Source organism: Methylomicrobium lacus, from assembly GCF_041897535.1.
Lineage (GTDB): Bacteria > Pseudomonadota > Gammaproteobacteria > Methylococcales > Methylomonadaceae > Methylomicrobium > Methylomicrobium lacus_A.
In genome coordinates this window covers 3,184,521-3,203,308 of sequence record NZ_CP169217.1, presented here as the reverse complement: position 1 = coordinate 3,203,308, position 18,788 = coordinate 3,184,521, and the positions used below count along the sequence as shown (strand labels likewise).

The window sequence follows — 18,788 nt, the reverse complement described above, 5'->3', positions numbered from 1 at the left end:
GAGAGCTTGGTACTCCTCTCCCAGGCTGCGCCTTTTGGCGCAGCCTTTTTTTTGCCCGCGCGATTCGGAAGGATCAACGGCCGATGCTGCTTAACCTGATCTGGATCGGTTTTTTTCTGATCGCCTTTATTACGGCGACAATCAAACTGATTTTTTTCGGCAATACCGAAATCTTCGCGGACATCATGGCCGCGCTGTTCAGTCAGTCGAAAGCTGCGTTCGAGATTGCGTTGGGCCTGACCGGCGTGCTGTCCTTGTGGCTCGGCATCATGCGCGTCGGCGAGAAAAGCGGCTTCATTCAACTGTTGACGCAAGGTTTAACCCCGCTGTTCGGCCGCCTGATGCCGGACATTCCGAGAAATCACCCGGCGCTCGGCGCGATCGTGATGAATATCTCGGCGAATGCACTCGGCCTCGACAATGCCGCGACGCCGCTCGGCATCAAGGCGATGCAGGAATTACAGACGCTGAACCCGAAGCCCGAAACCGCCAGCAATGCGCAAATTTTGTTTCTGGTGATCAACACCTCCTCGGTGACCTTGTTTCCGGTCACGATCTTCACTTATCGCACGCAACTCGGCGCACTCAACCCGACCGACGTGTTCATCCCGATCCTGATCGCGACTTATTGCTCGACATTGGCAGGCCTCTTGGCAGTCGCCTGGATGCAGCGGATCAATCTGCTCGACAAAGTCGTGCTGGCCTATCTGGCCGGCATGACGCTGTTAATCGGCGCCCTGCTCGCTTATTTCACCGGCCTGCCGAAAGAAGACATGCTGGCGCAATCGGCGCTGATCAGCAATGTGGTCCTGTTTACATTGGTGGTCGTGTTCATCGCGGGCGCGCTGTATAAAAGAATCAACGCCTACGAAGCGTTCGTCGAAGGCGCGAAGGAAGGCTTTCAGACCGCGATCACGATCATTCCGTATCTGGTCGCGATGCTGGCCGCGATCGGCGTGTTCCGGGCCAGCGGCGCGCTGGAGCTCTTGAACGACTTGATGCGCTATCTGGCCGCTTTATTCGCACTCGACAGCCGCTTCATCGACGCGCTGCCGACCGCCTTGATCAAGCCGTTCAGCGGCAGCGGCGCGCGCGCGATGATGATCGACACGATGAAGACGCTCGGCGCCGACTCGTTTGCCGGACGCCTGTCCTGCATCATCCAGGGCAGCACCGAAACGACCTTTTATGTGCTGGCGGTGTATTTCGGCGCGGTCGGCATCAAAAATATCCGTCATGCCGCCGGTTGTGGGATAATGGCCGATTTTGCGGGCGTTATCGCCTCCATTTTGATTTGTTACTGGTTTTTCGGATAGATGTTAGTTCACTTGCAAACCCTCGGCTGCCGGCTCAACGAAGCGGAACTTGAAACCTGGGCTCAGGATTTTGAGCGCGCAGGGCACGGCATCACGACCCAAGCGGAAGCTGCGCACTTGATCGTGTTGAACTCCTGCGCGGTGACCCAGGATGCGGCCCGGAAATCGCGCCAGCTGATCCGCAGGATTCACCGCGACAACCCGCAGGCAAAGCTGGTCGTCAGCGGCTGCTATGCGACCTTGAATCAACAGCAGGCCGAAGCCGAGATGGGGGTTGACCTGGTGATCGGCAACCAGGACAAGGACAAGCTGGTCGACTTGGCCCTGCGCGAGTTGAACCTCTCCAGCATGCCGGCGCAGGCGACCGAACCCGGCGAGTTTTCGCTGTTTACCCGCGGCCGCCAGCGCGCGTTCGTGAAAGTCCAGGACGGCTGCCGCTACCGCTGCACGTTCTGCATCGTGACCGTCGCCCGCGGCGAGGAAAAAAGCCGGCCGATCGCCGCTATCATCGAGGAAATCAACACCCTGCATCAACAAGGCATCGCCGAAATTGTACTGACCGGCGTGCATCTCGGCGGCTACGGCAGCGACCTGGGCTGCCATCTGGCCGATTTGATCCAGGCGATCCTGGCGCAAACCGACATTCCGCGCATCCGGCTCGGCTCGCTCGAACCCTGGGAATTAACCGACAGCTTTTTCGAGCTGTTCGACAACCCGCGCCTGATGCCGCACCTGCACCTTCCCTTGCAGAGCGGTTCTGACAGCGTGCTGCGGCGCATGGCAAGGCGCTGCAAAACGCAGGAATTCACCGCGATTATCGAACGCCTGCGCCGGCAGATTCCGCATTTCAATGTCACGACCGACATCATCGTCGGCTTTCCGGGCGAAACCGAGCAGGAATGGCAGGAAAGCTTCGATTACATCGCGGCCACCGGCTTCGGCCACATCCATATCTTCACCTATTCCCGCCGCGAAGGCACCAAGGCCGCTTCTTTGCCCGGCCAGGTGAACAATACGATCAAAAAACAGCGCAGCGCCGCCCTGCATCGTCTGGCCGAAGAGATGAAGCTGAAATTTTACCGGGACAATCTGGGCCGGGAATTTCCGGTATTGTGGGAAGGCTACAGCGAGCCTTGCGGCGAAGACCGGCAACGGGTGTTCGGCTATACGCCGAATTATCTTAAGGTCGGCTGCATCGTGAGCCGGGACCGGTCGGTCGAGAATCAGCTGATGACTGCCCGCCTGACCGAAGCAGGCCAAAACTGGGTTGCCGGCGAATTGGCCGAATAGGACAAAAAGCTCCGGATAATTCTTCTTCAAACCCAAAATAAAGCGCGACAGCCGATGGGCATCATCAAAAAACTCGCCTCGCAAACCGCGATCTACGGCCTCAGCAGCATTTTCGGGCGGTTTCTGAATTATCTGTTGGTGCCGCTCTATACCTATCATTTCTCGGCGGCCGAATACGGGGTCGTCTCCGAGTTTTATGCCTATGCCGGCTTTTTTGCGGTGCTCCTGGTGTTCGGCTTCGAGACCGGCTATTTTCGCTTCCGCGACAAGAACGACCCGCAGCGCGATAGCGCCTATGCGACCGCGTTATGGTTCGTGCTGGGGGTCAATCTGTGTTTCCTGCTGCTGATCCAGCTCGTCCAGACGCCGCTTTCGGACGCGCTGCATTATGCCCACCATCCCGAATACGTGCAGTGGTTTGCGATCATTTTGGGTCTCGATGCGATCGCCTCGATTCCGTTTGCGAGATTGCGCGCCGAAAACAAGGCGTTTCGCTTTGCCGGCATCAAGATCGTCGAGATTGGGGTCACGGTGGGGCTGAGCCTGTTTTTCATCGCCTATTGCCCGCCGCTCTACGCGAAAAACGAACAGATCTGGTTCGCGCCGATTTACGATCCGCATATCGGCCTCGGTTACGTGTTCATCGCGAATCTGGCCGCCAGCGGGGTCAAATTCGTGCTGCTGACGCCGCAGCTAAAAGGTCTGCTCTGGGGCTTCGACAAGGCGCTGTTCCTTAGCATGCTGCGCTATTCGCTGCCGATGGTGGTGATCGGTTTCGCCGGCATCATCAATGAAATGCTCGACCGCGCCTTGTTGAAGTATCTGCTGCCGCACGATCCGCTGACGAACATGCGCATGCTCGGCATCTACAGCGCCTGCTACAAGCTGTCGATCCTGATGTCGCTGTTCATCCAGGCGTTCCGCTATGCGGCCGAACCCTTTTTCTTCGCCTATGCGGACAAGAGCGATGCGCGCCAGGTGTATGCGGACGTGATGAAATATTTCGTGATTTTCTGCATGGCGATCTTCTTATTGGTGACCCTGTATATCGATTTCTTCCAATATTTCATCGGCAGGGAATTCCGCGCCGGGCTCGGCGTGACGCCGATCCTGCTGCTCGCGAATCTGTTTCTGGGCATTTATGTGAACCTGTCGATCTGGTACAAACTGACCGACCGGACCTTGATGGGCGCGTTCGTGTCGCTCGGCGGCGCGCTGATCACGATTGGACTGAATCTGTGGTGGATTCCGCTGTACGGCTATGTCGGCTCGGCCTGGGCGACGCTGGCCTGCTATGCGGCCATGGCGCTCGTTTCGTACCTGCTGGGCCGGAAGTATTACCCGGTCGCCTACGACCTGAAACGGATACTTTTCTATATCGTCTTCGGCCTCGGCCTGTATTTCGCCCGCGAACCGCTGTCGACGAATACTGCCGCTTTGCCGTCCTGGCTGATCGCCGCCTTGCTGATGCTGAGCTATTTATCGGCTGCGGCGCTGCTGGAACGCCGCCGGCGCATTGCGATTCAATGAGGAATCGGCCATGCAACTTAGCGAACGTGATTTTTTGGAAGTGATCGAGCGGACGCCGCTGGTGTCGATCGACCTGGTCGTTCAGGACGCTGCCGGCCGGGTGCTGCTCGGCTGGCGCAGCAACGAACCGGCCAAAAACACCTGGTTTGTGCCGGGCGGACGCATCCGCAAGAACGAAACGCTGGACGCCGCCTTCCTGCGCATCACCGCCGCAGAGCTCGGCAAGGCCGCCGCCCTTGCGGAAGCGGTGCCGCTGGGCGCCTATACGCATTTATACAAAACCAATTTCGCCGAAGTGGACGGCATCGGCACCCATTATGTGGTGCTGGCCTATGCGCTGCGCCGAGCCGAACTGCCCGACCGACTGCCCGCGGAGCAGCACAGCGATTATTGCTGGCTGAATGCCGACGAGGCACACCGGAATGCGGAAGTGCATCCGAATGTGTTGCCGTATTTTGAAGCCCTTTCAGGATTGGCCGGTGGCAATAAAAAACCTGCCGGGTTTTAAAAACCCGGCAGGTTTTTTGATCAATCCTTCACCCAGCCTTCCCTGAGCGTGACGGTCCGGTTGAACACCAGATTGCCGTCCTGGCTGTCCTTATCCAAACAGAAATAGCCGATCCGTTCGAACTGGAAGCGGCTTTCCGGCTCCGCGTTCGCCAAACTGGCCTCGACCCGGCAGCCGCTCACGACCTGCAAAGAGTTCGGGTTCAACGCATTCAGGAAATTGTCTTCATTGTCTGGCTGCGGCACCGAGAACAGGCGGTCGTACAGGCGCAGCTCCGCCGGCAGCGAATGCGCTTCGGAGACCCAGTGGATCACGCCTTTGACCTTGCGGCCTTCCGGATTCTTGCCGAGCGTCTCAGGATCGTAGCTGCAGCGCAGTTCGACGACATTGCCGTCCGCGTCCTTGATCACCTCGTCGCAGCGGATCACGTACGAACCGCGCAGACGCACCTCGCCGCCCGGCACCAGACGCTTGTATTTCGGCGGCGGATTTTCGGAAAAGTCGTCGCGCTCGATCAACACAGTCTTCGCAAACGGGACGGCCCGTGAACCGAGCTCGGGGCGCTGCGGATGATTGCCGAGGCTCAGGTTTTCGACCTGCCCGTCCGGATAATTGGTGATCACGACCCGCAAAGGCTCCGCGACCGCCATGGCCCGCAGCGAGTTCTGGTTCAGATCCTCGCGGATGCAATGTTCGAGCACACTCATCTCGATCCAGGAGTCCTTCTTGGTCAGGCCGATCCGTTCGCAAAAATCGCGTATCGCGGTCGGCGTGACCCCAGCCCGGCGCAGCCCGGCGATCGTCGGCATGCGCGGATCGTCCCAGCCCGACACATGCTTTTCGGTGACCAATTGATTCAGCTTGCGCTTGCTGACGATCGTATATTCGAGCTGCAGGCGGGCGAATTCGATCTGCTGCGGCCGCCACGGCGTATCCAGTTGCTCAAGCACCCAGTCATACAAGGGCCGGTGGTCTTCGAATTCGAGCGTGCACAACGAATGCGTGATGCCCTCGATCGCGTCCGAAATGCAGTGCGTGTAGTCGTACATCGGATACAGGCACCAGTCGTCGCCGGTGCGCTGATGATGCACCCGGCGAATCCGGTACAAGGTCGGATCGCGCATGTTGATGTTCGGCGACGCCATGTCGATCTTCGCGCGCAGCACATATTGCCCGTCCGCATACAGACCGTCGCGCATGCCCTGAAACAAGGCCAGATTTTCCTCGATCGAACGGCGGCGGTCCGGGCTGTCATTGCCCGGCTCGGTCAAGGTGCCGCGGTAGGCGCGAATTTGCTCCGGCGTCGAGCTGTCGACATAAGCCTTGCCGTCCTTGATCAGTTGCACCGCATAATCATAGAGTTGGCCAAAATAGTCGGACGCATGGCGCAATTCGCTCCACTCGAAACCGAGCCAGCGCACATCGCGCTTGATCGCCTCGACATATTCATCGCTTTCCTTCTCGGGATTGGTGTCGTCGAAACGTAGGTTGCAGGTGCCGTTATATTCGAGCGCGAGGCCGAAATTCAGGCAGATCGATTTGGCATGGCCGATATGCAGATAACCGTTCGGTTCGGGCGGAAAGCGGGTCGCGACCTTGCCGTTGTGTTTGTTGGTTTTTAAATCGTTATTGATCAGATGGCGAACAAAATTCGCCGGCGACGGATTATCGTTAATGGACATGAACTCTTGGCTTCAGGTTTTATCGTGTCGCGCAGATTAGGCAAGCACGAGTTATCGGAATGTTTTTGGCAACCTCAAATGCTACTTGATTTGCCGATCACAGTAAAGCTCAAAAGCCCGAAATCATTGATGCACGGCAGGTTTTGCACGCCGCAACGGCCCGCCTTAACAACGCGGCGAAATCTCAGCTTGTCATCCGGACGCAGGCCGGCAAGGCGCTTGCTCCTCGTGAAGAGGCTTGGGCTTGCCGGTGAAATAGCCTTGCGCATAATCGACTTGCAAACCGGTTAAGGTTTGCAGGATCACCTGATTTTCGACAAATTCGGCAATCGTTTTTTTGCCGAGCACATGGCCTATATCGTTGATCGATTTGACCATCGCCAGATCGACCGAATCGTGCTCGATATCCTTCACGAAAAATCCGTCGATCTTCAAAAAATCGACCGGCATATGCTTAAGATAGGCGAATGAAGACAAGCCGCTGCCAAAATCATCCAGTGAAAACTTGCAGCCGTATTCTTTCAGGCGGTTCATGAAATCGGTCGCGAGCGTCAGGTTCGCGATCGCCGCGGTTTCGGTAATTTCAAAACAGACCTTCGCAGGCGGCATCGCCGTTCTGACAAACTCGCTTTCGATAAAACCCAAGAGACCAGGATCGCTCAGACTGGCGCCGGAAAGATTGATCGAGCACAACGACAAACGTTCCAGGCGTTTGCGATGCTCGGTAAAATAGTCGAACACATGGCGAATCACCCAGCGATCGATTTTGGTGGCCAATTGGTAACGTTCCGCGGCCGGCAGAAAAGCATTCGCCGTGACGATATTGTCATTATTGTCCTTCATCCGCAGCAGAATTTCGCAGTGCTCGCCTTCATCGGCGCCGAGCGGCACGATATCTTGCGTATAAAGGCAAAAAAGATCCTGTTCCAGCGCATTATTGATCCGAACCACCCAATTCATCTCGCCGTGGTGTTGCACCAGCGCCTTGTCATCATCCCGATAAATGTGCGTCCGGTTTCTACCGGCTTCCTTGGCCGTGAAACAGGCCATATCGGCCTGCTTCATGTGAATGTCGGCGCCGCCTTTGCATAAATCGACCATCACCAGGCCGATGCTGACGCCGATCCGGAAACTTTTGTCTTGCCAAAAAAACTGGAATTGTTCGACCGCTTGATGAATTTTGTCGGTCACCGCCACCGCCGCTTCGAGCGGGCAATTTTCCATCAAGATCGCGAACTCGTCGCCGCCCAGACGCGCGAGCGTATCGCTGCGCCGGATCACTGTCGAAAACAGGTTGCTGATTTGCCTGAGTAGCTCGTCTCCGGCCGCATGGCAGCAGGTGTCATTGACGATCTTGAACTGATCGAGATCGATATAGCACAAGGCATGTTGCGCCGTGCCGTTGTCCGTCAAGGCGACGACGCGTTCGAGGCGCCGATCAAACTCCTGCCGGTTAATCAGTTGCGTCAACGCATCATGGCTGGCTTGATAGGACAACTTCTCGGTCAATTGCAGCGCTTCGGTCACGTCCTCCTGAATCGCGACATAGTGGGTGATTTCGCCTTCCGAATTAATCACCGGCGCGATAGACTCCCGGGCCCAATACAGATCTCCGGATTTTTTCCGGTTTTTCAAAACGCCTCGCCAGACCTGCCCTGACGAGATGGTATCCCACAAAATCATGTAACTGTCCGCCGAGAAGCCGGAGCTGAAAATCTTGGGCGTTTTACCGATGACTTCTTCCGAAGAATAGCCCGTCGTTTCGGTGATTTTACGGTTGGTATATTCGATAATGCCATTCCGATTCGTGATGAAAATCAGATTCGGGCTATTGTCCATCGCGTGATACAGCTTGCAAAGATCGTTTTCAACCAGTTTCCGCTCATGAATGTTCCTGATTACGCCAAAAACTCTTGGCAGCGCATTGGCTTGACCATGAGCCAAGCTAAACAAATCGATCGAATGCGGATTAATGTCCATCGAGGTAATTTCAACATACTTTACCCCTTCCCCATTTTGACATTGCAAGCGTAACTGGGTAGTTACAGGATGATGGCAAAGACCGTTGCTTTTGAATACCGCTTCGGCTTTTTTCCAGTCTTCCTGATAGACCACCTGCGAATAATGCTTTCCTGTCATTTCGGCCAGCGCACAGCCCAACAAGTGCTCTGCCGCCTTATTCAAATAAGTAAAATTTCCGTCCTCATTCATCAAAAAAATGATGTCCGGAGAATTTTCCACAAAAAACCGGTGCATTTGCTCCGAATGATGAAGCCGGCTCAAAATCTGCTGGTTTTCATCTTGCAAATGGATAATTTTTTGCGCTTTCGCGACCGTATTTTTCAACGCCTTGACGTCATAGGGCTTTTTAATGAAGTCATGAACAAAATTATAGCGCAGGACATGCCGTGCCTCGGCAAAGCCGGCTTCGCCGCTAAGCACGATCACCTGCGTATTCAGCATCATGTCGGCGATATGCTTCAACACATCATATCCGTTTAAGTCCGGCATGTTCAGGTCCAGTAAAACCAGTTCCACCGGATGCGTGTTTAAAAGGTCGATGGCCGCGCGGCCGCTGGGCGCCACGGCCACTTTATGCCCGTCCAACTCAAAAACCTGGCGCAAACTGTCTCGCGCCAGCTTTTCATCATCGACGATCAAAAGTTCGATCACCCCGCCCAGGGCGCTGTCTGAAACGGCTATTCGAGAGATGAGACTTGAATCTAAAAGCATGACAATTCACCGTTACATTTTTCGATCGGATTTGTAGGGGCTCGCGGTAGAAAAACATGAAAAACCGTACCGGTCGCCGCGGATGAATCGCAGCGTATCATGCCTTTTAATTCATCGATCAGGCACTTACAGATTGTCAGGCCAAGCCCTGCGTGATTGTTACCCTTGCTGCTAACCACCGGAGCGTATAATTGCCGCAAAACTTCCTGAGGCAGACCCGGGCCTTCATCTTCGACCCTGATCTCGATCAATCCGCCGCTCCCGAAGTCAACGTTATCTCGGGTCGCGATCGTTATTTTGCTACCCGGCCTTGAGGCTTCCAGTGCGTTTTTTATCAGGTTGATCAATAGCTGTTTCAGCTTGTTTTGACTGATGAATACCGAGGGTATGGCATGATCCAGCTTCAGATCGATGTTGATTCCACGTAAGGCACACAGGCCGGTTTGAAAAAGTTTTCCCAAGTCAATGATCAGCGCATTGACGTCGACCCTGCCGGATTCATCATTCGGCATATCGTCGATCATATCTGGCAAACTCGACAACAATTTGCCAACCCTGTCCATTTCATCCTGAATGATTCTGATTTCATTGGCATTTTCGCCGCCCAATCTTTGCGCAAGCAAATAAAGATAGTTTTGAATGATACTGAGCGGATTGCTGGCTTCATGCGCCAATTTTTTGGCCTGCAAGCGGTAATTTTCACGCATCTCTTCCAGTTTTTGCAGGGTCGTCCGCTCGCTCGAACTGAGATTCAGCAGCGCGCGCGCCGCCTCCCTCGAAAAAAGCAGCATAAATTCGGCTTTTGACGCCATCGCCTGCGCGTCGGATTGACTGAGACCGGCAGCGACGACGCCAACGTCCTTCTCGCCTTCATACAGCGGGATCAACATCAGCCCTTCGGCACCCAACATGTGGCAAATTTGCCGATCCACGACGGACATGCTGGGCTGCGAACCCGCCTCGAACGAATGCAGGAGGCGCCTTTGCAAAAAGCACTGAGCAAGCAAGCTTCGATCCGGAGATAGGCTAATGATCACCGATGACCATCGAAAATCCTCTTCCGGGTGTCTGGCCACTCCCACTAGGTCATTCGTTTCAGATCGGAACAGAAAAACAGCGGCGACCTGAAAGCCGAATAAGGCGCACAAGTCTTTCTGAATAACGCCAACAACGTGATTCAATTCCGGGGACGCATCCAATTGCTGCCGCACCGCGGTCGACAGCATCATGGATTTGATGCGCTCCCCTAGGCTGCCCCGAATCGTCTCCCTTTGCTGTACGAGGGTAAGGCACTTTAACCCCTTGCCTTCGGCATGGACCACCATTATCCCGAGTTCATCCGCAGATTGCCGAACCGAGTGGACGACTTCTTCGAGCATATCGTCGAGCAAGGGCTCATTGATACCGAATAGCCTATCGGCCAAATCCAATACGTCCTGCCTGTCGGCTGTGTCGATGCTGGCAATTTGGCCGGCAAGGTTGATGATTTTTACCAATGGGGCGCTATCGGCGACCTGATCGAATGCTTGATACTGACGACACACCGCATCGGAGATAAAAGACTGAAGATTCCAACTTTCAATCAGCTGTCCCCCAATTTCATTATGCCGGGCGCCAAACAATTGCCCTTCAAGTTCACCTTCCCTTCCGTCCAGGTGCTGCGCCAGAAATAGCGGGTAGTCTTGCGGAAAACAGTCCAATAAAACCAATTGGCCAATTCTATGCAGCAAACCGGTCAAATAAGCTTCCTCCGGAAACGGATAAGCCGTCAATTTTGCCAATTTGTGCGCGAGATGAGCGCAGGTTAGCGAGCGGTACCAGATAAGCTCGAGGGAATCATGATTTGCCCGCGGCATTTGAGAAAAATACTGTTGCACAGAGCGGGTGATCGCAATGGTTTTTACGGTGGACAAGCCTAAAACAATGATCACTCGATTTAAGTCGGTGATCTCTCCCCATTGCCGATAATAGGAAGAATTGGCGACCGCCAGCACCTTCGAACTCAAACTGGCATCTTGGCCAATGATACTCGCCAATTCCTTAAAATTGACCTCGACACGCTGGGTGACCCTGATCAGATCAAGCAAGACCTTCGGTACGACCGGCAGATTGTTGAGATCAACCCTGGATAAGATGGACAGTACGGCATTCTCCATAGCTCTATTTCGCCTGATTGCGTTGCAGTGAACAACATCTGAGTCGATGACTTAAAGACGCGGACTCGCTCTACCCACAAAATGATGCTGTTTTTGCACACCCACATCATAATGTTTATTTAAGTTTAGCAGATTTAAGTGTTCTTTTCGTCAAAACTGTTTGCTGTCCGGCTACCACTAGGCGCAGTCCGTGTCACGGCAGCGCGTCACTTCCACGGTGACATGCGACAATTTATTCAGTCCTCCCAGCCTATTGAATTTTTTCAACAAATTTTTGTAATGCTGCGGATTTTTCGGATCATGGGTCACAATCGACACAATCAGCGCATAATGATTCGGCGCGATCCGCCAAATATGCAGATCGGCAACCCGGTTATCGGCATCGCTTTCGATCCGCTCGACAATCGCCTGACGGTAATCGGAAGCTAAGCTCTCATCGAGCAGGACCGGGCTGGTTTCCTTGACCAACGCGTAAGACCAGCGGGTAATGATGATAGCACCGACCACGCCCATGGCCGGATCGAGCCAGCCCCAGCCGTAAACCTTGCCTAATACCAGGGCAGCGATCGCCAGCAGCGACGTCAACGCATCCGCCAGCACATGCAGGTAAGCCGCCTTCAGGTTATGGTCATGATGATGATCGTGGTCGTGATGGACATGAGGGTCGCCATGATGATCGTGAACATGGTGATGATCTTTCAGCAACAAAGCGCAAATCAGATTAACTCCCAAACCGATGCCGGCGATTGCGATCGCTTCATCGAAATGAATTGCGTGCGGGTGAAAAAACCGGTTGCCTGACTCGACGAGCATCAGCAATGCCGCGATGCCGAGCGCGATCGAGCTGGCAAATGCGCCGAGCACGCCGACTTTGCCGGAACTGAAGGCAAAAGTCTCATCGTGAAGATGCGCGCGCGTATAGCGGTAGGCGAGCAAGGTAATCAAAAATGCCGCCACATGCGTTCCCATATGCCAGCCGTCGGCAAGCAATGCCATCGACCCCAGCTTTAAGCCCGCGACGATTTCGAGCACCATCGTCACGATCGATAGCGCCAGCACCTGCCGGGTGCGTCTTTCGCCTTTTTTGTTGATCAACGCAAAGTTGTGGTCATGTTGCAAAAGACCGATGGTACGAGCATGCATAAGGAAAATCCTGGGTCTGTTTTTTGTGAAATCGGCTATGGATTGATCTGCCGCCAAGGCCGAGCGCATTGACCGACATAAGGATAATAGCCGGCAGGTTCGTCGCAGTAATACCAGTAGCCGGGCGCCTGTCCATCAGGATAAGGCCTGACGCTCTGCCAGCCTTCCGGACAGTCCGTTACATTCGGATAATAGCCGTCAGCGCTGGGGCAGTAAGACCAATTCTGCGCGCCATAGGCCGGATTTCTTCGCGGTTCGATATAGGCAGGCGGCACCGGTAGCTGATAGGCGGGTGGGTAATAATAGGGTTGATAAGGATAGGGACGATAGTAATACGGCGGATATAAAAAAGGAACGCCAAAATAAAAGCTGAATCCCGGATGGCCCCAGCCCCAATAAACGCCGCCATGCGCCAACGCATCTATGCTGCAAGCCGCTAAAAGTAGCAAAACACCCGCGGTAGTATATCTTCCGAGTTTCATCGCCTCCTCCTTATGTGTATTCAAACCGGCTTAGGCCTTAGCGCCGCCCCGAACCGCCGCGTCCACCGCCAAAATGATGGCCGCCGCCTCCGCGACCGAATGAGGCGCCCGGACTGGAGCGAAAGCCACCGCCCTCACGAGGACTGCCGCCACTCCATTGATGGCCGCCGCCGACACTTCCTCCCTGCCCCGAATGCCAGCCGCCATCGCCCCCTGAACGTCCGCCCCAAGAGTGACCGCCGTCGTGTTCTCCGCCCGGTCTGCCGCCATGTCCCCAACCGCCGTCCCAATGATGGCCGCCGCCTCCGCCTTGCCAGTAGTGTCCGCCATGTCCTCCCCCATAGTAACGACCTCCGCCGCCATAGTAGTAAGGCCAATAACCGTAGGAATAATAAGGCCGATAACTGTAATAGGAATACGGCCAATAGCCATAACTCCCATAACCATAACCGATTCCAAACGAGGGATAATAAGAGTCATAGCCGTAATAGCCCCCCGCAGGGCCATAATAGTAGCAACCCTGAATGACCAGCAGCATTCCCGTTGCCACGGCCAGCTTGAGCAAGCGTTTCATCTCTGCTTCTCCTCTAAATTGTTCATGGATTTCTGCTCCGGGCTTCATCTGGCGGCAATGCCGGCGCCTGCATTCCAGGCAGCGGATAGGACGCTTCCGGGTATTGTCCGGCATCAGGCGTTTCATCAGCAAAAGCGCCGCTGACCGGCACCTGGTTACCGTAAGCATACATGCATTGGATATAGCCCATGTCGTAACGCTGCTGGGCTTCGTAGCCGGTCGCGCGGGCGGTCTCCGAACCGGAAATCGTGCCCGCTCCCGCCTTGCCGACACCGCTCTCGGTTGCGACCTGGCTTGGCGTGACGCCGCCTGTCTGCGCGAAAGCATATTGCCGGCACCGCGTATCATCGGCGCGAAATTGCTCGAACGATTTGTCCGAGCCCGGCAGCACCAGCACGCTCGGCCCCATCGGCAGGGTCGAACATCCGGCCAGCAGCAAAACCGGCAGAGATAATGATTGCGTCATCCTCATTGAACTTCCCCTGATCGATAAGCCATCCGATACGGATAACCTTGGTAAATGAAGCAATTAGATAAATGCAAGCAGGCCGGGTTCCTGAGATGCATGGCGCCCTTTTCAAAACGGCATGCTATTGACTCGGGACGTCGCGCTACCCTATGATGGGGTGATCTTGAAACTGAGACAGGCACTGAACGGGCCGCGCTCATTTTAACCCGCATTCGCGCCTCCCTGACTGATGGCTTTCAAACTAGCACAATCTTTCCAAAACCGCACCTTGGCCGTGTACCTCGGCCGTCTGGAACAACAACAAGCGTTGCTCCGGCGCATCCGCGCCGAACTGCCGCAATCCTTGGCGGGCCATGTGCTGCATTGCGTGGTGCATGAGAATACACTGCTGCTGTATACCGACTCGGCGGCGTGGGCTTCGCAATTGCGTTTTTTGAAACAGGACATTCTGCAAACGGCCGGCAAGGCGCAGAATTACGCATTCGAAAAACTGCAGATCCGCATTTTGGCCGATCAAATCGGCGCGAGCCCGCGTCCCGAAAGCAAAGCGAATCTGCCTTCGGCGGAAAAAATCGCGATGCTCAGGCATCAGGTAGATGACATCCGGGACATTCGGTTGCAGCAAGCGTTGCAACGGCTGAGCGCAACGCTTGCGAGACTGAAGGACGAATAAAGCGGGGGGTCAGGCGGCGGGTCTTGGCGCCTCGGCCGAACGCATGAAGGAAATCGGCGCTTCGTTTTCGTTTTCGAAAGTGACCATTTCCCAGGCCTCCTTATCGTCCAGCAAGGTGCGGAGCAGTTGGTTATTCAGGCCGTGTCCGGACTTATAGCCGGTAAACTCGCCGATCAAACTGTGCCCAAGCAGATATAAATCGCCGATCGCGTCAAGGATCTTGTGTTTGACGAACTCGTCGGCATAGCGCAGGCCGTCTTCGTTCAGGACTTTCGCATCGTCGACCACGATCGCGTTATCCAGACTGCCGCCCAGCGCCAGATTGTTGCGCCGCAGCATGTCGATGTCTTTCATGAAGCCGAAAGTTCTGGCACGGCTGACTTCCTTCACGAAGGTCGTCGAGGAAAAATCCATCGTCGCGGTTCGGAGATGCTCCGCAAAGGCCGGGTGCTCGAAATCGATCGTAAACGTCACCTTGAAACCGTCGAACGGATCGAAAGCCGCCCACTTATCGCCGTCTTCGACCCGGATTCGCTTTTTAATCCGGATATACTGTTTGGCTGCGTCCTGTTCCTGAACCCCGGCCGATTGCAGCAAAAAGACAAAAGGTCCGGCGCTGCCGTCCATGATCGGCACCTCGGCCGCGCTGACATCGATCAGGGCATTGTCGATGCCTAGACCGGCGAAAGCCGACAGCAGATGTTCGATCGTAGAGATCTTGACATTGCCGGCAACCAGTGTGGTAGAAAGCACCGTTTCGCCGACATTGCTCGGCGAGGCCTGAATCGTGACCGGCTGATCAAGATCCACCCGGCGAAAGCGAATGCCGGTATTCGGCTCGGCCGGATGCAGGGTCAAATAGACCTTCGCCCCCGTGTGCAGGCCGACGCCAGTGGCTCTGATCGAATTTTTCAAAGTACGCTGTTTAATCATAAATGATCTGTAGAATTTAAAGCATAGGAATAGCTCATTCTATCATGTTCGGTCCGCAAAAACAGAAACCGGCCGGGTTTGCAGAGCAAAACCCGGCCGCCACCGCAATCCGTCAATCGGCCTGACGGCGCAAGAATGCCGGAATATCCAGAAGCTCGAGATTGGTTTCCTTGCCGGCCGCGGCGTTGAAACGCGCTTCCCGGCCTTCCGGTTTGTTGCGCATCACGGTCGGTTTGTCGAATTCGTTATAGCTGACCTCGCCGGCCGCGGCTCTGTGCATCAGTTTAACCGGCGCCTTGGCCTGTTGCCGCTGCGATCCCATGCCGGTCGCGACCACGGTCACCTTGATTTCATCGCCGAGCCCCGGATCGATCGCGGTGCCGATCTTGATGATCGCGTCTTCGGAAGCAAACTCGTGTACGATTCTGCCGACTTCATCAAACTCGGCGATGCCCATGTCGGAAGCGCTGATATTGACCAGAATGCCTTTTGCACCTTGCAGATTGATGTCTTCGAGCAGCGGGCAGGCGATCGCTTTTTCGGCCGCTTCGCGCGCGCGCTGATCGCCGGTTGCGGAACCGGTACCCATGATCGCCGCCCCCATGCCCTTCATGACCGTACGCACGTCGGCAAAGTCGACGTTGATCATGCCGGGATGCACGATCAGTTCGGTGATGCCCTGAACCGCATCGAGCAATACATGATTAGCCGCCTTGAACGCATCGACCAAGGATACGTTATGGCCCAACACCGGCAGCAATTTCTGATTCGGGATCGTGATCAACGAATCGACATATTTTTCCAGTTCCGCGATGCCTTGCTCCGCAATCGCCAGTTTCTTCTTGCCTTCGAACAGGAACGGCTTGGTGACGACCGCAACGGTGAGGATGCCCATTTCACGCGCCAAGGACGCGATCACCGGAATCGCGCCGGTGCCGGTACCGCCGCCCATGCCGGCGGTCAGGAACACCATGTCCGCGCCTTCCAGCACTTCCTTGATGCGATCGCGGTTTTCCTCGGCAGCCTGGCGGCCGACTTCAGGATTCGTGCCCGCGCCGAGGCCCTTGGTCAGCTCGACACCCAGCTGGATGATCGTGCCCATATTCAGTTTCCTGAGCGCCTGCGCGTCGGTATTCGCGCAAATGAACTCGACGCCCTCAATGTGGCTGTTCACCATCTGACTGACTGCGTTGCCACCGCCACCGCCGACGCCAATCACCTTGATCACCGCCGACTCGGTGCACGTATCGATTAACTCATACTTCATAACCCACCCCTAATTCGTCTTTGAAATTAAAAATTACCTTGAAACCAATTTTTGATCTTTGACCACCAGCCAGTTCCATCATATTCGATGGTTTTTCCGTAACTTTGGTGCTCCCTGCCGTAAATCAATAAGCCGACACCTGTCGAGTAAATCGGATTTCTGACCACATCCGGCAACCCGGTCACGTTTTGCGGAACCCCCATCCGCACCGGCATGTGGAAGATCTCCTCCGCCAACTCGATCAACCCCGTCACCTTCGAACTGCCGCCGGTCAGCACGATGCCGGCGGCAATCAGTTCTTCGTAGCCGCTGCGCCGGAGCTCCGACTGCACCAGCATCAACAATTCTTCGTAGCGCGGCTCGATGATTTCCGCGAGATTTTGCATCGAAATCTTGCGCGGCGCGCGGTCGCCGATGCTTGGCACGTCGATCGAGCCTTCGACATCGGCGAGTTGGGTCAAGGCGCAGGCATGTTTGCGTTTGATCTCTTCCGCATTCACGGTCGGCGTTCTCAAGGCAACCGCGATGTCATTCGTGACCTGATCGCCGGCGATCGGAATCACCGAAGTATGCTTGATCGCGCCGTCGGCAAACACCGCGATATCGGTCGTACCGCCGCCGATGTCGATCAGACAGACGCCCAGTTCTTTTTCGTCTTCTGTCAACACCGCATTGCAGGACGCCAGTTGTTCGAGCACGATGTCATCGACTTCGAGACCGCAACGGCGAATGCATTTGATGATGTTTTGCTGCGCGCTGACGCTGCTGGTCACCATGTGCACCTTCGCCTCGAGACGAATGCCGGACATGCCGATCGCTTCCTTGATGCCTTCCTGCAAGTCGATCACGAACTCCTGCGGCAAAATGTGCAGAATCTTTTGATCGGCCGGAATCGCGACCGCGCGCGCCGAATCGATCACCCGATCGATGTCGTATTGCGTGACCTCCTTGTCCTTGATCGCGACGATACCGTGCGAATTCAGGCTTTTGATATGGCTGCCGGCGATTCCTGCGAACACCGACTTGATCTGGCAACCGGCCATCAGTTCGGCCTCCTCGATCGCGCGCTGGATCGAATTGACGGTCGACTCCAGATTTACCACGACGCCCTTTTTCAAGCCGCGCGACGCAGTCTGGCCGATGCCGATCACCTCGATATGGCCCTCGCTGGTAATCTCTCCGACAATCGCAGCGACTTTGGTGGTGCCGATGTCCAAGCCGACGATTAAATTACGTTCTGTTTTTTTTGCCATATTTTTTACTCTGAGTGGCTTTATTCGTTTGTTCTTCGCTGACCGGTTTCGGATCGGCCAGTTTGCTCCAATCGATTGGCGGCGTGTCCGGCCGCCAGGTCACCGCATAACCGTTCGGATAGCGCAAATCGGCGATCGCGATCGCATCCGCCTGCTCCGGGCCCATCACCTGCAACGTCCGTAAAAAGCGCTGCAATTTCTTTAACTGGTCTTCGCGTCCCAACAAGATTTCCATGCCGTTCGCGAGCCTTATCTTCCAGGCCCAACGGTCATTGATCGCAAACTCGGTCAATACCATCGCCTGATCTTCCAGCGCGGTGGTGACGCCCTTCATGATTTCGAGCACTTTTTGTTCCTGCAGCGCAGGGCCCGTCACCTTCGGCAACATCAGAAACTGATCCACATTGTGCGGTGAAAAAATCACGCCCTGCTCGGTGATCAGACTGTTATCGCCCCAGCGCGCGAAAGCGGTTTTCTCCCCTACCCGAATGTCGATCGCATCCGGCCACACCCGCTTGACCTCAACGCCTTCAACCCAGGGCAAATTCGCGACCGCCACATGCACAGCCTGCATGTCGGTGGCTAGAAAACCTGCCTGCACCAACGGCAACAGCGTGTTTTTAATTTCGTCTTTGGTCAGATGCTGGAACACGCCCCCGATTCTGACATATTTGACCGGCGTGACATGGGAACTGTAAGGCTTGAAGCCTTCACCAAATTTCCAGACCAGGACGCCGATTACGCCCAGTACTGCCAGGATTTTCCAGCTTGCATTCATC

General features: G+C 55.4%; 16 protein-coding genes. 5 read left to right on the top strand and 11 right to left on the bottom strand.

Annotated elements, in window-relative coordinates:
- The first annotated feature begins 86 nt into the window (after positions 1 to 86).
- The 4 genes from ACEPPP_RS14265 to ACEPPP_RS14250 are packed head-to-tail and all read left to right on the top strand — an operon-like array spanning position 87 to position 4,644.
- On the top strand, positions 87 to 1,316 hold the full coding sequence (locus ACEPPP_RS14265) for a nucleoside recognition domain-containing protein (RefSeq protein ID WP_374090931.1): 1,230 nt from the start codon (positions 87 to 89) through the stop codon (positions 1,314 to 1,316).
- Entirely contained in the window at positions 1,317 to 2,606 is a 1,290-nt protein-coding gene (gene mtaB, locus ACEPPP_RS14260) for a tRNA (N(6)-L-threonylcarbamoyladenosine(37)-C(2))-methylthiotransferase MtaB (protein ID WP_374087748.1), read from the top strand.
- Positions 2,607 to 2,660: 54 nt separating this feature from the next.
- Complete coding sequence (locus ACEPPP_RS14255) at positions 2,661 to 4,136, top strand: lipopolysaccharide biosynthesis protein (RefSeq protein WP_374087746.1); 1,476 nt, start codon at positions 2,661 to 2,663, stop codon at positions 4,134 to 4,136.
- Positions 4,137 to 4,146: 10 nt separating this feature from the next.
- Positions 4,147 to 4,644: a GDP-mannose mannosyl hydrolase gene (locus ACEPPP_RS14250; RefSeq protein WP_374087745.1), complete on the top strand. Its 498-nt coding sequence runs from the start codon at positions 4,147 to 4,149 to the stop codon at positions 4,642 to 4,644.
- A gap of 20 nt (positions 4,645 to 4,664) precedes the next feature.
- On the opposite strand, the gene ACEPPP_RS14245 is transcribed toward ACEPPP_RS14250, so the two are convergent.
- From ACEPPP_RS14245 to ACEPPP_RS14215, 7 genes are all read right to left on the bottom strand, one after another.
- Complete coding sequence (locus ACEPPP_RS14245; protein ID WP_374087743.1) at positions 4,665 to 6,326, bottom strand: glutamine--tRNA ligase/YqeY domain fusion protein; 1,662 nt, start codon at positions 6,324 to 6,326, stop codon at positions 4,665 to 4,667.
- Between the two features lie 192 nt (positions 6,327 to 6,518).
- Positions 6,519 to 9,059: an EAL domain-containing protein gene (locus ACEPPP_RS14240; RefSeq protein ID WP_374087741.1), complete on the bottom strand. Its 2,541-nt coding sequence runs from the start codon at positions 9,057 to 9,059 to the stop codon at positions 6,519 to 6,521.
- Positions 9,050 to 11,215: an HDOD domain-containing protein gene (locus ACEPPP_RS14235; RefSeq protein WP_374087740.1), complete on the bottom strand. Its 2,166-nt coding sequence runs from the start codon at positions 11,213 to 11,215 to the stop codon at positions 9,050 to 9,052. Before ACEPPP_RS14235 ends, ACEPPP_RS14240 begins: the two co-directional genes overlap by 10 nt.
- A 177-nt stretch (positions 11,216 to 11,392) precedes the next feature.
- A complete protein-coding gene (gene dmeF, locus ACEPPP_RS14230; RefSeq protein WP_374087738.1) occupies positions 11,393 to 12,358 on the bottom strand; it encodes a CDF family Co(II)/Ni(II) efflux transporter DmeF in 966 nt (321 codons plus the stop codon).
- A gap of 35 nt (positions 12,359 to 12,393) precedes the next feature.
- On the bottom strand, positions 12,394 to 12,840 hold the full coding sequence (locus ACEPPP_RS14225; protein ID WP_374087736.1) for a hypothetical protein: 447 nt from the start codon (positions 12,838 to 12,840) through the stop codon (positions 12,394 to 12,396).
- Between the two features lie 37 nt (positions 12,841 to 12,877).
- Positions 12,878 to 13,414 carry a hypothetical protein gene (locus tag ACEPPP_RS14220; RefSeq protein ID WP_374087734.1) on the bottom strand — a complete coding sequence of 179 codons (537 nt, stop codon included), beginning with the start codon at positions 13,412 to 13,414 and terminating at the stop codon, positions 12,878 to 12,880.
- A gap of 22 nt (positions 13,415 to 13,436) precedes the next feature.
- Positions 13,437 to 13,880: a hypothetical protein gene (locus tag ACEPPP_RS14215; RefSeq protein ID WP_374087732.1), complete on the bottom strand. Its 444-nt coding sequence runs from the start codon at positions 13,878 to 13,880 to the stop codon at positions 13,437 to 13,439.
- A 232-nt stretch (positions 13,881 to 14,112) separates the two neighbouring features.
- Here ACEPPP_RS14215 and ACEPPP_RS14210 point away from each other — a divergent pair, with 232 nt between their 5' ends.
- The gene (locus tag ACEPPP_RS14210) at positions 14,113 to 14,556 is read left to right on the top strand and encodes a DciA family protein (RefSeq protein ID WP_374087731.1); all 444 of its coding nucleotides are present in this window, start codon (positions 14,113 to 14,115) and stop codon (positions 14,554 to 14,556) included.
- Between the two features lie 9 nt (positions 14,557 to 14,565).
- On the opposite strand, the gene lpxC is transcribed toward ACEPPP_RS14210, so the two are convergent.
- The 4 genes from lpxC to ACEPPP_RS14190 all read right to left on the bottom strand — a co-directional run bounded on the left by lpxC (position 14,566) and on the right by ACEPPP_RS14190 (position 18,787).
- On the bottom strand, positions 14,566 to 15,489 hold the full coding sequence (gene lpxC, locus ACEPPP_RS14205) for a UDP-3-O-acyl-N-acetylglucosamine deacetylase (RefSeq protein WP_374087727.1): 924 nt from the start codon (positions 15,487 to 15,489) through the stop codon (positions 14,566 to 14,568).
- 112 nt (positions 15,490 to 15,601) lie between these two features.
- Positions 15,602 to 16,756 carry a cell division protein FtsZ gene (gene ftsZ / locus ACEPPP_RS14200; protein ID WP_374087725.1) on the bottom strand — a complete coding sequence of 385 codons (1,155 nt, stop codon included), beginning with the start codon at positions 16,754 to 16,756 and terminating at the stop codon, positions 15,602 to 15,604.
- Positions 16,757 to 16,782: 26 nt separating this feature from the next.
- A complete protein-coding gene (gene ftsA, locus ACEPPP_RS14195) occupies positions 16,783 to 18,009 on the bottom strand; it encodes a cell division protein FtsA (RefSeq protein ID WP_024299872.1) in 1,227 nt (408 codons plus the stop codon).
- Complete coding sequence (locus ACEPPP_RS14190; RefSeq protein ID WP_374087723.1) at positions 17,987 to 18,787, bottom strand: cell division protein FtsQ/DivIB; 801 nt, start codon at positions 18,785 to 18,787, stop codon at positions 17,987 to 17,989. The genes ftsA and ACEPPP_RS14190 overlap by 23 nt, the downstream gene beginning before the upstream one ends.
- Position 18,788: the final 1 nt, after the last annotated feature.